An 18,106-nucleotide genomic window follows, 5' to 3' on the forward strand; every position below is an offset into this window, starting at 1 on the left:
CGCGGACGCGGTCGGCTGCGACACCGTGGCGGAACTGACCCTGCTGGCGCCGCTCACCCTGCCCGCCGGTGGTGCCGTGCGGATCCAGGTCCGGGCCGGGGAACCGGACGATGCCGGGCGCCGCCCGCTGACCGTCCATTCCCGGCCGGCGGGGGACCGGTCCGGCTGGACGCTGCACGCGAGCGGCACGGTCGGCATCGGGGACGCGGACGCCGTACCGCTGGAGGACCTGCGGGAGTGGCCACCGGCCGGCGCCGAGACGGTCGACATCGACGGTCTCTACCAGCAGCTCGCCACGCTCGGCCTCCGCTACGGTCCCGCCTTCCAGCGGCTCCACGGCGTGTGGCGCCGCGGCGACGACATCTTCCTCGACCTGGGGCTGCCCGAGGGCGGGACGGCGACCGGCTTCGAGGCGCATCCGGCTCTCCTGGACGCCACCATGCACGCGCTCGGCGTCACCGGCCTGCTGCCCGGCAACCGGGTGCGGCTGCCGTTCGCGTTCACCGGGGTGTCGATCGTCCGGCCCGGGGCCGCGGCGCTACGGGTCCGGCTCGGTCGCGTCGGCGACGACGTCCTCCGCCTCGACCTCGCCGACGGCGCGGGCGGCCCGGTCGGCCGGATCGGCGCGCTGACGGTGCGGCCGTACGACCCGGCCGCGGACGCGCTGTTCCACGTCACCTGGGTGCCCGCCCGGCCGGCCGCCGACCCGGTGGCGACCCCGGTGCCGCCGGTCGTGACGCTGCCCGGCACGGATCTCACCGACCCGGAGACCGTCCGCGCCGCCGTGCTGGCCGGATTCGACGTCCTGCGCGACGCCGTCGCGGCCGGCCCGCCCGGAGTCATCCTGGCGACGCCGCCCGGCCCGGGCGGCGACGCCGTCCGCGGCCTGGCCCGCTCGGCGCAGACCGAGCATCCCGGCCTGATCGTCGTCGTCGACACCGACCGGCCGCTCGACGACGACCTCGCCGCCGCCGTCCACGCCACCGGCGAACCGCTGGTCCGGGTCCGCGCGGACGTGCTCACCGTGCCCCGGCTGGCCCGGCTCACCCCGGCCACCGGTGAGCGGCCCGGCGCCACGTTCGGCCCGGACGGCACGGTGCTGGTCACCGGCGCCTCCGGCGCGCTCGGCGCGGTCGTCGCCGAGCACCTGGTCACCGCGCACGGCGTCCGGCGCCTGGTGCTCGCCGCTCGCCACGGCGCCCCGGCCACCGCCGCCCGCCTGGCCGCACACGGCGTCACCGTCCACGACGTGGCCTGCGACGTGGCCGACCGGGACGACCTGGCGCGCCTGCTGGCCGGCATCGACCCGGAACACCCGTTGACCGGCGTGGTGCACGCGGCCGGGGTGCTCGACGACGCCCTGCTGCTGTCGCTCACCCCCGAGCAGATCACCGCCGTGCTGCGGCCCAAGGCCGACGCGGCGTGGCACCTGCACGAGCTGACCCGCGGTCTCGGCCTCACCGCGTTCGTCATGTTCTCCTCCGCGGCGCACGTCTTCGGCGCGGCCGGGCAGGCGAACTACGCGGCGGCCAACGCCTACCTCGACGCGCTGGCCCGGCGGCGCCACGCGGACGGACTGCCCGCCGTCTCGATCGCCTGGGGCGCCTGGCAGACCGGCGGCATGGCCGGTGGCCTCGCCGACCGCGACCTGGACCGGATGCGACGCTCCGGTGCGCTGCCGATCAGCGCCGACGAAGGGCTGGCCCTGTTCGACCTGGCCTGTGCGAGTGGCGCCCCGGATCCGGTCGGCCTGCGGCTGGACCTGGCCGCGGTCTCCGCCGGGCCGGTGCCGGCGCTGCTCAGCGGCCTGGTCCGGGCCCGGCGCGTCCCGCAGGGCGGTGCCCGTCTGCTGCCCGGGCTGGCCGCCCTCGACGTGGCCCGGCGGGAACAGGCCCTGGCCGACCTGGTCCGCGACCACGTCGCCGCCGTGCTCGGGCAGAGCAGCCCGGCCCGGATCGGCGCCACCGAACCGTTCACCGAACTCGGCTTCGACTCGATGACCGCGATCGAGCTGCGCAACCGGCTCACCGGGGCGACCGGCCTGCGGCTCAGCGCGACCGTCACGTTCGACCATCCACACGTGACGGCGCTCGCCGCGCACCTCGCCGAGCAGTTGTCCGGCGGCGCCGCGCCGGCCCCCGTGGCCGCGGCCCCGGTGACGGCCGGCCTCGACGAGCCGATCGCCATCGTCGGCATGGCGTGCCGCTTTCCGGGCGGCGTCGGTTCGCCCGAGGAGCTGTGGCGGCTCGTCGACGCGGGCGTGGAGGCGATCACCGAGTTCCCCGCCGACCGTGGCTGGGACCTCGGCGCGCTGTACGACGCCGACCCGGACCACCCGGGCACCAGCTACACCCGGCACGGCGGCTTCCTGTCTGACGTAGCCGGATTCGACCCGCAGTTCTTCGGCATCGGCCCGCGCGAGGCCCTCGCCATGGACCCGCAGCAGCGGCTGCTGCTGGAGACCGCGTGGGAGACCTTCGAACGGGCCGGCATCGACCCCACCACCGTCCGGGGCAGCAGCACCGGCGTCTACGTCGGGATGAACGGGCAGGACTACTCGACGTTGCTGGCCGGCGGCGCGCACGAGGGGTACGTGGCCACCGGCAACGCGCCCAGCGTGTTCTCCGGCCGGCTCGCCTACACGTTCGGGCTGGAGGGCCCGGCGCTGACCATCGACACCGCGTGCTCGTCGTCGCTGGTGGCGCTGCACCTCGCGGTCCGTGCGCTGCGCGCCGGGGAGTGCACGATGGCCCTGGTCGGCGGCGCGATGGTGATGGCCACCCCGCGCTCGTTCGTCGAGTTCAGCCGACAGCGCGCGCTGTCGCCGGACGGCCGCTGCCGGGCGTTCGCCGACGACGCCGGCGGCACCGGCTGGGGCGAGGGCGCGGGCATGCTGCTCGTCGAGCGGCTCTCCGACGCCCGGCGGCACGGCCACCGGGTGCTCGCCGTGGTCCGCGGCACCGCGGTCAACCAGGACGGCGCCTCCAACGGGCTGACCGCCCCGAACGGCCCGTCGCAGCAGCGCGTCATCCGGCAGGCGCTGGCCGACGCGCGACTGGGCCCGGCCGACGTGGACGCGGTGGAGGCACACGGCACCGGCACCGCCCTGGGCGACCCGATCGAGGCCCAGGCTCTGATCGCCACGTACGGTGCGGACCGGGCGGCCGACCGGCCGTTGCGGCTCGGTTCCGTCAAGTCGAACATCGGGCACTCCCAGGCGGCGGCCGGCGTCGCCGGCATCATCAAGATGGTCATGGCGCTGCGGCACCAGCGGCTGCCCCGGACCCTGCACGCCGACCGGCCGAGCGCGCACGTCGATTGGGCCGGCTCGGCCGTCGCGGTGCTCACCGAACCGGTGGAATGGCGGGCCGGGGAACGGATCCGGCGGGCCGGCGTCTCGTCGTTCGGGATCAGCGGCACCAACGCCCACGTGATCCTCGAGGAGGCCGGCGAGGCGGCGCCCGTCGCGGCCCCCACCGGCGCCCGGTCCGACGCGCCGTGGGTGCTGTCCGCGCGTACCCCCGCGGGTCTGCGGGCCCAGGCCGCCGCCCTGCGCGACCGCCTCGCCTCGCTGACCGACGACGAACTCGCCCCGGCCGCGCATCTGCTCGCGGCGGGCCGGGCCCGGCACGAGCACCGGGCCGTCGTGCACGGCGACCGCGCCGCACTGCACGCCGCGCTGGACGCCCTCGCCTCCGGCGCCGCGACCACGGACGGCCCGGCCGAGCCGCGCCGCCCGGCCCTGCTGTTCACCGGTCAGGGCGCGCAGCGGGTCGGCATGGGCCGGCAGTTGCACGCGGCGTACCCCGCGTTCGCCGCGGCGTTCGACGACGCGGTGGCCGCGCTCGACACCCACCTCGACCGTCCGCTGCGCGAGGTGGTCTGGGGCGAGGATCAGAACCTGCTCGACCGTACGGAGTACGCGCAGCCGGCCCTGTTCGCCGTGGAGGTGGCGCTGTACCACCTGCTCGCCGAACTCGGCGTGCGTCCCGCGGTGCTGGCCGGCCACTCGATCGGCGAACTGGCCGCCGCCCACGTGGCCGGCGTGTGGTCGCTGGCCGACGCCGCCGCGCTGGTGACCGCCCGGGGCCGGCTCATGCAGCGGCTGCCCGGCGGCGTGATGGCCGCCGCCGAGGCCACCGAGGACGAGGTGCTCCCGCTGCTCGGCGGTGGCGCGGACCTGGCCGCGGTCAACGCGCCCGGCTCGATCGTCGTCTCCGGCACGGAGGAGGCGGTCGCCGAGGTCGAGGCTGCGCTCACCGCCCTCGGCCGGCGCACCCGCCGGCTGGCCGTCTCGCACGCGTTCCACTCCGCCGGGATGGAACCGATGCTGGCCGAGTTCGGGGCGGTCGCCGCCACGTTGTCGTACGCCCCGCCGACGCTGCCGATCGTGTCCACGCTGACCGGCCGGCTCGCCACCGCCGACGAACTGATGTCGCCGGCGTACTGGGTGCGGCACGTGCGGGGGACGGTCCGCTTCGCCGACGCGGTGGCCGCGCTCGCCGCCCACGGCGCCGACGCGTACCTGGAGGCCGGCCCGGACGCCGTGCTGACCGCGCTCGTCCCGCGCTGCCTCGACGCCGCCGGTCCGGCATCCGCCGCCGGGTCCGGCGCCCCGGTGTCCGTGCCGTTGCAGCGCCGCGGCCGCCACGAGGAGCGGGAGCTGATCGCCGGGCTCGGCCGGGTGTACGCGGCCGGCGTGGACGTGCGCTGGGAGCGGCTGCACCCGGACCCGCGCCCGGTCGACCTGCCCACCTATCCGTTCCAGCGCACCCGGTTCTGGCCCGACGCGGCCGCGGTCGCCGACGTGTCCGCCGCCGGCCTCGACGCCGTCGACCACCCGCTGCTCAGCGCGGCCGTGGTCACGCCCGGCTCGGACGGCGTGCTGCTCACCGGCCGCCTCTCGCTGGGCGCGCAGCCGTGGCTGGGCGACCACCGGGTGCACGGCCGGGCACTGCTGCCCGGCACCGGACTGGTCGAGCTGGCGATCCGGGCCGGCGACCTGACCGGTCGGGGACACCTCGACGAACTCACCCTGCACGCGCCCCTGGTGCTGCCGGAACCGGGTGCGGTCGCCGTCCGCGTCGCGGTGGACGCCGACGGCACCGTGACCATCCACTCACGACCGGACGGCGACCCGGACGAGCCGTGGACCCGGCACGCCACCGGCACGCTCACCGCGACCGGCGCCGGGACCGGCGGCGAGTTGACCGAGTGGCCGCCGGCCGGTGCCGTGGCGCTGCCGCTGGCCGACGCGTACGACCGGCTGGCCGCCCGCGGCTACGACTACGGTCCGGTGTTCCGCGCCCTCACCGCCGCCTGGCGGGACCCGGCCGGCGACACGTACGCCGAGGTCGTCCTGCCCGAACCGGCGCGGGCCGACGCCGCCCGCTTCGGGCTGCACCCGGCGCTGTTCGACGCGGCCATGCACGCGCGGCTGGTGGACAACTCCGACGTGGCCGCCGGCCAGGCGCTGCTGCCGTTCGCGTGGCGCGGCGTCAGCCTGCACGCCACCGGAGCGACCCGCCTGCGGGTGCGGGTGCGCACGTCCGCCGACGGACTGGAGTCGAGCCTGGACCTGGCGGACGCCGAGGGCCGTCCGGTCGCCACGGTCGGGTCGATCGTCGCCCGGCAGATCGCCGTGGGCGGGCCGGCCGCCGCCCAGCCGGTGCACCGCATCGACTGGCGTCCGCTGCCCACGCCGGACGAGTCCGCCGACATGGCCCGGCACCACGTGACCACCGCGCGGCCGGCCGGGTCCGTCACCGCCGCCCTGCGCGGGATCGCCCAGGAGACCCTCGCCGTGCTCCGCGCCCATCTCGCGGACGGGGACGCGCCGCTCGCCGTCGTCACGACCGGCGCGGCGGCGGTCCGGCCGGACGAGAGCCCGGACGTCGCCCAGACGCCGGTGTGGGGCCTCGCCCGCGCCGCCCAGGCCGAGCACCCGGGCCGGATCGTGCTGGTCGACACGGACGGCGCCGCCGCTTCCACCGCGGTCCTGGACCGGGCCCTCGCGACCGGCGAGCCGGAGTTGGCGTTGCGCGACGGGCAGATCCTGGTGCCCCGCCTCGCCCCGGCGGCGGGCGACGCCGCCGCGCCCTGGGACCGCGGCGACACCGTCCTCATCACCGGCGGGCTGACCGGCCTCGGCCGCATCCTCGCCCGCCACCTCGCCGCCCGCTACGGCGTGACCGGCCTGGTGCTCGCCGGACGCCGCGGCGCCGGCACCCCGGAGACCGCGAACCTGGCGGCCGAGCTGGCCGCGGCGGGCACCCGGGTCGCCGTCGCGGCCTGCGACGTCACCGACCGGGCGGCGCTCGCCGCCCTGCTCGCCACGCACCCGGTCACCGGGGTTCTGCACTGCGCCGCGGTCGCCGACAACGGCCTGATCGCCGACCTCGAACCGGACCGCCTGGACGCGACGCTCGCCCCCAAGGCCGTGGCCGCCTGGGACCTGCACGAGCTCACCCGCGACGCCGGGCTCCGCTCGTTCGTGCTGATCTCCTCCGCCGGCGGGCTGGTCCTGCCGTCCGGCCAGGCGGCGTACGCGGCGGCCAACGTGGTCCTGGACGGCCTCGCCCAGCACCGGCGCGCGGCCGGGCTGCCCGGGCAGTCGCTGGCGTTCGGCATGTGGGCCGTCGCCGACGGGCTGGGCAGCCACCTCGACGACGCCCAGCGCCGGCGGCTCGACCGGCTCGGGGTGCCGCCGTGCGCCGAGGCGGACGGACTGGCCCTGCTGGACGCGGCCGTACGGACCGGCGAGGCGGTCGCCGTTCCGCTCGCCGTCGACCGCCGGGCCGTCCGGGCGCGCACGGACGTCCTGCCCGCGCTGCTCCGCGGCTTCACCGGCGGACCGTCCCGGCGTATGGCGGCCACCGCGGCCGTACGCGCGACCGGTTCCGCGTTCGCCGGCCTCGACCCGGCCGAACGCCGCCGCCGCCTGCTCGACGTCGTCCGCACCCGGGTCGCCGGGGTCCTCGGCCTGCCCGACGCCGCCGCCGTGGAGCCCGGGCGTGCGTTCAAGGACCTGGGCTTCGACTCCCTGGCCGCGGTCGAACTGCGCAACGGGCTCGCCGAGGACGTGGGTCTGCGGCTGCCCGCCACCCTGGTGTTCGACCACCCCAACGCGCGGGCTGTGGCCGGTCTGCTGGACGGGATGCTCGCCGACACCCCGTCCGCCGCGCCGGCCGTGACGGGTCCGGCGGTGGCGGCGCGCCCGGCCGACGAGCCGATCGCGGTGGTCGGCATCGCCTGCCGTTTCCCCGGTGGCGCGACCACGCCGGAACGGTTCTGGGAACTCATCCTCGACGGCGTCGACACGGTCGGCGACTTCCCGGCCGACCGCGGCTGGGACATCGACCGGGTCTACGACCCGGACCCGGCCGGCCGCGGGACCACGTACAGCCGTTCCGGCGCCTTCCTGTACGACGCCGCGGACTTCGACGCGGACTTCTTCGGCATCAGCCCGCGCGAGGCCCTCGCCATGGACCCGCAGCAGCGGCTCCTGCTGGAGGCCGGTTGGGAGGTTCTGGAACGCGCCGGCATCGACCCGTCGTCGCTGCGGGGCAGCCGTACCGGCGTCTTCGCCGGGCAGATGAACCACGACTACGTCACCGGTGTCGCGTTCCCCGAGGCGGTCGAGGGTCACCTGATGACCGGCAACGCGGGCAGCGTCATGTCCGGCCGGCTGTCGTACGTGCTGGGCTTCGAGGGTCCGGCCGTCACGGTGGACACCGCGTGCTCGTCCTCGCTGGTCGCGCTGCACCTGGCCGCTCAGTCGCTGCGCGCCGGGGAGTGCGACCTGGCGCTCGCCGGCGGTGCCACCGTGCTGGCCACGCCGTACCTGTTCGTCGAGTTCTCCCGCCAGCGGGGACTGGCCCCGGACGGGCGGTGCAAGCCGTTCGCGGAGGCCGCCGACGGCACCGGCTGGGGTGAGGGCGTCGGCCTCATCGCCCTGGAACGCCTCTCCGACGCGCAGCGCAACGGCCGCGAGATCCTCGCCGTCGTCCGCGGCAGCGCGGTCAACCAGGACGGCGCGTCCAACGGGCTGACCGCACCGAACGGCCCGTCGCAGCAGCGCGTCATCCGGCAGGCGCTCGCGGTCGCCGGGCTGACCCCGGCGGACGTGGACGCGGTCGAGGCACACGGCACCGGCACCGCCCTCGGTGACCCGATCGAGGCGCAGGCCATCCTCGCCACGTACGGGCAGGACCGGGACCGGCCGGTGCGGCTGGGCTCGGTGAAGTCGAACATCGCCCACACCCAGGCCGCCGCCGGTGTGGCCGGCGTGATCAAGATGATCCTGGCGCTGCGTAACCGCACGCTGCCGCCGACGCTGTACGCCGACGAGCCGAGTAGCGCGGTCGACTGGTCCGCGGGCGCGGTGTCGCTGCTCGCCGAGCCGGTCCCGTGGGAGCCGGGCGAGCGCCCGCGCCGCGCCGGCATCTCGTCGTTCGGCATCAGCGGCACCAACGCGCACGTCGTCATCGAGGAGGCGCCCGCCCCGCTTCCGGCACCGGCCGCCGAGCGATCCCTGCCGGCGTACCCGGTCGTGGTGTCGGCCCTGACCGGTGCGGCGCTGACGCTGCCGGAGGTGGTGAACCTCGATGTGGCGTACTCGCTCGCCACCGGCCGGGCGGCCCTGCCGGTGCGGACGTTCTCGGTGGGCGCGGGTGCGTACGCGCCGCCGACGGTGGCGGCCGAGCAGACGACGGCGTTGTTGTTCACCGGTCAGGGTGCGCAGTGGCCGGGCATGGGCCGCGACCTGTACGACAACTATCCGATGTTCGCGGACACGTTCAATGAGATCTGCGCGCAGTTCGAGTTGCCGTTGCTGGACGTCGACGAGCAGCTGGATCAGACCCGGTTCACCCAGGCGGCGTTGTTCGCGTTCGAGGTCTCCATGTTCCGCCTCCTGCAGTCCTGGGGCGTCCACCCGGACGTGCTGATCGGTCACTCGATCGGTGAGATCGCCGCCGCGTATTGCGCCGGGGTGTGGAGTCTTGAGGACGCCTGCCGTCTGGTGGCGGCGCGGGGCAGTCTGATGCAGGCCCTGCCGGCGGGTGGGGCGATGGTCGCGATCCAGGCGTCCGAGGCCGAGTTGGCCGGTGAGGACGTGGACATCGCGGCGGTGAACGGTCCGCGGTCGGTGGTGATCGCTGGTCTGGTGGAGAAGGTGGAGGCGGTGGCGGCGAAGTTCGCCAAGTCCCGCCGTCTGGATGTCTCGCACGCGTTCCATTCCTCGTTGATGGATCCGATGCTCGACGAGTTCCGGTCGGTGGTCGCGACGTTGACGTTCCACGAGCCGTCGATTCCGTTGGTGAAGGATGTGTCGGACCCGGAGTACTGGGTGCGGCACGTCCGGGACACGGTCCGGTTCGCCGACGACGTGGCCGCGGCTGACGCGACCGCGTTCCTCGAGATCGGTCCCGACGCCGCGCTGATTCCGGCGGTCGCGCAGCTCCGCGACGACGCGGTGCTGATCCCGGTGTCGCGCAAGGACAACACGGATGTGGTCACGGCACTGGCCCGCTACTGGGCAGCGGGTGGCACCGTCGACTGGGCCGCGTTCTTCGCCGGCACCGGCGCGCGGCGGGTCGAGGTGCCGACGTACGCCTTCCAGCGCACCCGGTTCTGGCCGGACGAGACGGCCGCCGTCACCCCGGACGCACCGGCCGACGAGGCGTTCTGGCGGGCCGTCGAACGGCACGACCTGCCCGCCCTGGCCGGCACGCTCGGGCTGGGCGACAGCGAGCGCGACTCGCTCGCCGCCGCGCTGCCGGTGCTGTCCGCGTGGCGGCGCTCGCACCGCGACCGCGAGACGGCCGACGCCTGGCGCTACCGGATCACCTGGAAACCGCTGACCCTGCCGACCGGCACCCTCGCCGGCCGTTGGCAGATCGCCGGCGACCCCGGTCCGGAACTGGCCGAGGCCCTCCGCGCGGCCGGTGCGCGGCTCGACGGCGACGGCCCGCTCGACGGCCTGCTCGCCGTCGTCACCGACGCCGCCGACCTGGTGCGGACCGTGCGGGAGCTGCCGGACGACTTCGGCGGGCGGCTCTGGTGCCTGACCCGCGGCGCGGTGGCCGTCGGCGGCGACACCCACGTCGACCCCGCGCTCGCCGCCGCCTGGGGCCTGGGCCGGGTCGCCGGACTGGAGGACCCGCAGCGCTGGGGCGGCCTGATCGACCTGCCCGGCCGCCTCGACGAGCGGGCCACCAGCCGGATCGTCGCGGTGCTCGCCGCGGACGGTGCGGAGGACCAGGTCGCCGTACGGGCGTCCGGCGTCTTCGGCCGCCGCCTGGTCCAGGCCCCGGCGCCCGGCCGGGACGGCTGGACGCCGCGCGGCACCGTCCTGATCACCGGCGGCACCGGCGCGCTCGGCGTAGCGGTCGCCCGGCACCTCGCGGCACACGGCACGTCCCGGCTGATCCTCGCCGGCCGCCGCGGCGCCGCGGCACCCGGCGCGGCCGAACTGGCCGCGGAGCTGACCGCGGCCGGTACCCGGGTCGACCTGGTCGCCGCGGACGTGGCCGACCGGGACGCAGTGGCCGGCCTGCTGGCGCTGGCCGGCGACGAGCTGACCGCCGTCGTGCACGCGGCCGGCGCCAACGTCTTCGGCACCCTGGCGGACCTCGATCCCGCCGCGCTGGCCCGCGCCGACGCCGGCAAGGTCGCCGGCGCCCGGCACCTCGACGAACTGCTCGGCGACCGCGCGCTCGACGCGTTCGTGATGTTCTCCTCCATCGCCGGCATCTGGGGCAGCCACGGCAACGGCGCGTACGCCGCGGCCAACGCCGCCCTGGACGGACTGGCGCTGGCCCGCCGGGGTCGCGGCCTGGCCGCCACGGCGATCGCCTGGGGGCCGTGGGCCGGTGCCGGCATGGCCGGCGTGGACGGCACCGACGAGGAGCTGAGCCGGCGCGGCCTGGTGCACATGGCGCCGGACGTCGCCGTCGGCGCGCTGCTGCGCGGCGACGACCCGACCGTCGTGGTCGCCCACGTGGACTGGCCGCGGTTCGCCGCGCTCTACGGCTCCAGCCGCTCCTGGCCGCTGTTCGACGACCTGCCGGCGGCGACCGCCGGCCCGTCCGGCCCGGACCCGTCCGGCCCGGACGACGGCGTCCGCGCCGCACTGGCCGCCCTGCGCGGCGACGACCGGCTCACCCACCTCACCGACCTGGTCCGCGCCGAGGCCGCGGCCGTCCTCGGCCACACCGGCGCCGGGCGGGTGCCGGCCGACCGCGCGTTCCGGGAGGCGGGTTTCGACTCGCTCACCGCGGTCGAGCTGCGCAACCGGCTCCAGACCGCGACCGGCCTGGGCCTGCCCGCCACGCTGGTGTTCGACCACCCGTCGCCGGCCGCGCTCGCCGGGTATCTGGACCGGTCGCTGCCCGGCGGCGCGGCCCCGGCCGCGCCCGCCGCTCCGGCCGCGCTCCCGCCGGTGACCGACGACCCGATCGTCATCGTCGGCATGGCCTGCCGCTACCCGGGCGGCGTGACCGGCCCCGAAGCGCTGTGGGACCTGGTCGCGGCGGAGACCGACGTGGTCGGCACCTTCCCCGAGGACCGCGGCTGGCGGCTGGACACGCTCTACCACCCCGACCCGGACCACCCCGGCACCTCCACGACGCGCAACGGCGCGTTCCTGGACGGCGCCGCCGACTTCGACGCCGGCTTCTTCGGCATCGGGCCGCGCGAGGCGCTGGCCATGGACCCGCAGCAGCGGCTGCTGCTGGAGACCGGCTGGGAGGCCTTCGAGCAGGCCGGCATCGACGCCCACAGCCTGCGCGGCAGCCGGACCGGCGTGTTCGTCGGCTCCAACGGCCAGGACTACGGCATGCTGCTGGCCGGTCACCCGGCCGAGGGCATCGAGGGGTACGGCGCCACGGGCGTCACCGCCAGTGTGATGACCGGCCGCCTCGCGTACACGTTCGGGCTGGAAGGCCCGGCCGTCACGGTGGACACCGCGTGCTCGTCCTCGCTGGTCGCGCTGCACCTGGCCGCGCAGGCGCTGCGCACCGGCGAATGCGACCTGGCCCTGGCCGGCGGCGTACTGGTGATGGCCACGCCGAACTTCATCGTCGAGTTCTCCCGGCAGCGCGGCAACGCACCGGACGGCCGGTGCAAGTCGTTCTCCGACGACGCCGACGGCACCGGCTGGGCCGAAGGCGCCGGTCTGGTGCTGGTCGAGCGCCTGTCGGACGCCCGCCGCAACGGTCACCCGGTCCTGGCCGTGGTCCGCGGTTCGGCGGTCAACTCCGACGGCGCGTCCAACGGGCTGACCGCACCGAACGGGCCGTCGCAGCAGCGGGTCATCCGGGCCGCGCTCGCCGCCGCCCGGCTGCACCCCGCGGACGTGGACGTGGTGGAGGCACACGGCACCGGCACCACGCTGGGCGACCCGATCGAGGCACAGGCTCTGCTGGCCACGTACGGGCAGGACCGCGCGACGCCGCTGCTGCTGGGGTCGCTGAAGTCGAACATCGGGCACGCCCAGGCGGCGGCCGGCATCGGCGGTGTCATCAAGATGGTGATGGCGCTGCGGCACGAGATGCTGCCCCGCACGCTGCACGCGGAACGGCCGTCCAGCAAGGTGGACTGGTCGGCCGGGTCGGTCAGACTGCTGGCCGAGGCGGCGCCGTGGCCGGCCGGGGAACGGCCCCGCCGGGCCGGCGTGTCGTCGTTCGGGCTCAGCGGCACCAACGCGCACCTGATCCTCGAGGAGCCACCGGCCGCCCCGGAACCACCGGCCGCCGAACGGCACCCGGTCCGGGCACTGCCGGCCGTCCCGGTGCCGCTCTCGGCCGCGGACGACGCCGCCCTACGGGCGCAGGCCGGGCAACTCGCCACGGTCGACGGCGTCGACCTGACCGACCTCGGATACACGCTGGCGCACGGCCGGGCGGCGCTGCCCGTCCGCGCGGTGGTGGTCGCCGCGGACTCCGACCGGCTGCGCGCCGGGTTGAGCGAGGTACGGCCGGTCCCGGTCACCGAGGGCGGCACCGCGCTGCTCTTCACCGGCCAGGGCGCCCAGCACGCCGGGATGGGCCGCGAGCTGTACGCCACCTTCGGCGTCTTCGCCGACGCGTTCGACGAGGTCTGCGCCCGTTTCGACCTGCCGCTGCACGACCTGGTCTTCGGTACCGACGACGCCGCGCTGGCCCCCACCGCCGTGGCGCAGGCCGCCCTGTTCGCCTACGAGGTGGCGACGTTCCGGCTGCTCCGTAGCTGGGGGGTCCGCCCGGACGCGCTGGCCGGGCACTCGATCGGGGAGGTGGCCGCCGCCTACTGTGCCGGCGTCTGGGACCTGGACGACGCGTGCCGCCTGGTCGCCGCCCGGGGGAGCCTGATGCAGGCCCTGCCGGCCGGCGGCGCGATGATCGCGATCCAGGCCACCGAGGCCGAACTTGCCGGCGAGGACGTGGACCTCGCGGCGGTCAACGGCCCGGACTCCGTGGTCATCTCCGGCCCGGCCGACCGGGTCGAGGCCGTCGCCGCCCGGTACGCCGACCGCAAGACCCGCCGTCTCGCCGTGTCGCACGCGTTCCACTCGTCGCTGATGGACCCGATGCTCGACGAGTTCCGCGCGGTGGTGTCCACGCTGACCTTCCACGAGCCGTCCATCCCGCTGGTCAAGGACGTGTCGGACCCGGAGTACTGGGTGCGGCACGTGCGCGACACGGTCCGCTTCGCCGACGACGTGGCCGCCCTGCACGAGCGCGACGTCCGTACGTACCTGGAGATCGGACCGGACGCCGCGCTCACCCCGGCCGTGGCGCATACCCTGACCGGTGTCCTGGCCGTCGCCGCCGGACGGCGGCAGCGGCCGCAGGTCGCCACGCTGCTGGCGGCACTCGGCGACGCCTGGTCCACCGGCACGGAGACCGACTGGCCCGCCGTCTTCGCGGGCACCGGCGCCGGTGCGGTGACGCTGCCGACCTACCCGTTCCAGCGGCAGCGGTTCTGGCCCACCGCGGCGGTCCGCGACGCCGGTCACCGCTACGAGATCGGCTTCCTGCCGGTGCCGGCGCCGGAACCGGTGCTCGGCGGGCGGTGGCTGCTGGTCGGCGACGCCCCCGACGTCCACGACGCCCTCACCGCACACGGCGCCCAGGTGGTCACCGAGCTGCCGGAGGACGGCGACGTCGACGGCGTGGTGCTGCTCGGCGACACCTCCGAGACGCACGCCGTCACGGTGAGCCTGCTCGACATGGACGTGCCGACCCGAATCTGGTGGCTGACCCGGCACGGTGTGCGTACCGGCGCCGAGCGGGTCGACCCGCGGCAGGCCGCGCTGTGGGGTCTCGGCCGGGTCGCCGCGCTGGAGCACCCGCAGCGCTGGGGCGGGCTGCTCGACCTCCCGGCCGTCCTGGACGACCGGTCCGCCGCGCTGGTGGCCGGTGCCCTGTCCGGCACGGCCGGCGACCAGCTGGCGATCCGGGACGGCGGGCTGCTCGGCCGCCGGCTGCGGGCCGCGGCGCCGGTCAGCGGCCGGTGGACGCCCCGCGGCGCCGTCCTGGTCACCGGCGGCACCGGCGGCCCGGGCGCGGAGGTCGCCCGCTGGGCGGCCGCGAACGGCGCGGCCCACCTGGTGCTCACCGGGCCCGGCGCCGCGCCGGACGGCCTGCCGGAGCACGTCCGGGTCACCGTCGCCGACGCCGACCTCACCGACCGGGACGCGGTCGCCGGGCTGCTCGATGTGGCCGGCGACGACCTGGCCGCGGTGGTGCACACCGCCGAGGAGACGCCGGCCGGGGAGTTCATCCGGGTCGGTGCCGCGGAGCTGTCCGGCGGGACGGCCGCCACGCTGCTCGCCGAGCTCACCGCCGGCCGTACGCTCGACGCGTTCGTGCTGTTCTCCTCGGTGCTCGGCGTCTGGGGCGGCGCCGGCGCCGGCGCCGCCGCGGCGACCGCCGCCGACATGGACGCCGTCGTCGGCAACCGCCGGGCCGACGGCCTCGCCGCCACCCTGATCGCCTGGGGTCCCTGGGCCGGACCGGCGGAGGAGGAGGACCACCCGGCCCGCCACGGCATGTCCGCCCTGGACCCGGCGACGGCACTGGCCGCGCTCGCCGCCGCGGTCGCCTCGCCCGCGGCGGGCGTCGTGGTCGCCGACACGGACTGGACACGATTCCTGCCCGCCTTCACCGCGGAGCGCCCGTCCCGGTTCTTCGACGAGGTGGCCGGCGCCGCCGTGTCCGGTCCCGCCGCGGAGCCGGACACCAGCAGCGAGCTGCTCGGCCGGCTGGCCGGGCTGGCCGACGACGAGCAGCGCGCGTTGCTCGGCGAGCTGGTCGCCGAGCAGGCCGCCCGGGTGCTGGGCCATCACGACGGGGTGGCCATGCCGGCCGGGCGGGCGTTCCGCGACGCCGGGTTCGACTCGCTCGCCGGGGTCGAGCTGCGCAACCGGATGACCGCGCGCACCGGCCTGACGCTCAGCGCCACGCTGGTCTTCGACCACCCGACCCCGGAGGCCCTCGCCCGGCACCTGCACGGCCTGCTCCGGGCCGAGCTGGCCGGCCCCGGTCCGGACGAGACCGCGCTGGCGGACCTCGGCCGCCTCGAGGAGAGCGTCACGGCGCTCGGCGAGGACGACCCGGCGCGCGCCCAAGCCGCCTCCCGGCTGCGCGTCCTGCTGTCCCGCCTGACCGGCGAGACCACCGCGGACGAGGGACCGGCCGCGGAACACCTCAGCGTCGCGGACCGGCTCGAGTCGGCCTCCGACGCGGAGATGTTCGCCTTCATCGAGCGCGAGCTCGGCACCTCCTCTTGAGCGCCGTCCCGGCGCCGACCACCTGTTTGGGAGCGACGCATGTCCAATGAGGAAACTCTTCGCAAGTATCTGCGGGCCGTCACCGCGGAACTGCACGAGACCCGTCGCAGCCTGCGGGAGAGCGAGGCGAAGACGCGGGACCCGATCGCGGTGGTCGGCATGGCCTGCCGGTTCCCCGGCGACGTGCGGTCCCCGGAGGACCTGTGGGAGGTCGTCACCGCGGGCGCGGACCTGGTCACCGGGTTCCCCGACGACCGCGACTGGGACGCGGACGCGCTCTACGACCCGGACCCGGACGCCACCGGCAAGACGTACGTGCGGGAGGGCGGCTTCCTGCGCGGCATCGCCGACTTCGACCCGGAGTTCTTCGGCATCAACCCGCGCGAGGCGCTCGCCCTCGACCCGCAGCAGCGGCTGCTGCTGGAGACCACCTGGGAGGCGTTCGAGCGGGCCGGCATCGACCCGGCCGCCGCGCGGGGCAGCGACACCGGCGTCTTCGTCGGAATCAGCGCCCAGGACTACCGGATGCTGCTCGCCGCCGCCGATCCGGACACCATCGAGGGGTACGCGGCCACCGGCAACGCGGGCAGCCTCGCGTCCGGGCGGATCGCGTACACCTTCGGACTGGACGGCCCGGCGGTGACGGTGGACACCGCGTGCTCGTCCTCGCTGGTCGCCATGCACCTGGCGGCACAGTCGCTGCGGCAGGGCGAGTGTTCGATGGCGCTGGCGGGCGGCGTGACCGTGCTCACCACGCCGGAGACGTTCGTCGAGTTCTCCCGCCAGCGGGCGCTGTCGCCGGACGGGCGGTGCAAGTCGTTCGCCGAGTCGGCCGACGGCACCGGCTGGGGCGAGGGCGTCGGCATGATCCTGCTGGAACGGCTCTCCGATGCGCGCCGCCGCGGCCACCCGGTGCTCGCCGTCATCCGCGGCTCCGCGGTCAACCAGGACGGCGCGTCCAACGGGCTGACCGCGCCGAGCGGCCCCGCCCAGCAGCGGGTGATCCAGGCGGCACTCGCCACCGCGGGCCTGTTCGGCCACGAGGTGGACGCGGTCGAGGCACACGGCACCGGCACCATGCTCGGCGACCCGATCGAGGCGCAGGCGCTGCTGGCCACGTACGGCCGCGACCGCGTCCCGGAACGCCCGCTCTGGCTCGGCTCGCTCAAGTCGAACCTCGGCCACACCCAGGCGGCGGCCGGGGTCGGCGGCGTCATCAAGATGGTGATGGCGCTGCGGCACGGCCAGCTGCCGCGGACCCTGCACGTGGACGTGCCCACCTCACACGTCGACTGGTCGGCCGGCGGCGTGCGGCTGCTCACCGAGCCACAGCCGTGGCCGCGGACCGAGCGGGCCCGCCGCGCCGGCGTGTCGTCGTTCGGGATGAGCGGCACCAACGCGCACGTGCTGGTGGAGGAGGCGCCGGCCGAGGAACCGGTGGAACCGCCGGCCACGGTGATCCGTCCGCCGGTCTGGCCGGTCCCGCTCTCCGGCCGCGGTGAGGCGGCGCTGCGGGCCCAGGCCGACGCGCTCGCCGGGCACGCCGTGACGTCCGGCGAGCGGCTGGGCGACCTCGCGTACTCGCTGGCCACCGGACGGCCGGCGTTCGACACCCGCGCGGTGGCCGTGGCCGGCGACACCGACGGACTGGTCCGCGTGCTGGAGACGATCCAGCCGACCCAGGTCGTGCCGGGCCGCACCGCGTTCCTGTTCACGGGTTCGGGGGCGCAGTGGGCGGGGATGGGCCGGGAGTTGTATGACACGTTCCCGGTGTTCGCGGATGCCTTCGATGAGGTGTGTGCGCATCTGGACGGGCATCTGCCGCGTCCGGTGCACGAGGTCATTTTCGCGGCGCCGGGGTCGGCGGAGGCGGAGTTGTTGCATGGGTTGCGGTTCACGCAGCCGGTGTTGTTCGCGTTGCAGGTGGCGTTGTTCCGGCTGGTGCAGTCGTGGGGGGTGTCGGCGGAGGTGTTCGCCGGTCATTCCACGGGTGAGGTGACGGCGGCGTATCTGGCCGGGGTGTGGGATCTGCCGGATGCGTGTGCGTTGATCACGGCGCGGGGTGCGTTGATGCATCTGTTGCCGGACTCGGGTGCGATGGTGGCGGTGCAGGCCACGGAGGCCGAAGTCACGCCGTGGCTTTCCGATGTCGTGGGTATTGCGGCGGTCAACGGCCCGTCGTCGGTGGTGATCTCCGGTGATGCGCAGGCGTGTGCACCGATCGCGGAGCATTTCGGTGGTTTGGGTCGTAAGGTGCGGCGGTTGCGGATCAGTCATGCCGCGCATTCGCCGTTCATCGAGGTGATGCAGCCGTCGTTCGCCGAGGTGCTG

1 protein-coding gene and 1 pseudogene (1 of these 2 running past the window's edge) are annotated in these 18,106 nt (G+C 76.1%); both read left to right on the plus strand.

Annotated elements, in window-relative coordinates:
* Window positions 1-15,481: pseudogene (locus tag LDL48_RS41390) on the plus strand (SDR family NAD(P)-dependent oxidoreductase) (its annotated part extends 12,287 nt beyond the left edge of the window); the annotation flags it as partial.
* Between the two features lie 333 nt (window positions 15,482-15,814).
* A partial coding sequence (locus tag LDL48_RS41395; protein WP_225260672.1) for a type I polyketide synthase occupies window positions 15,815-18,106 on the plus strand: 2,292 nt, incomplete at its 3' end.

Origin of the sequence: Jidongwangia harbinensis (genome assembly GCF_020216025.1) — a bacterium.
In the GTDB taxonomy this organism is placed as follows: Bacteria; Actinomycetota; Actinomycetes; order Mycobacteriales; family Micromonosporaceae; genus Actinoplanes; species Actinoplanes harbinensis.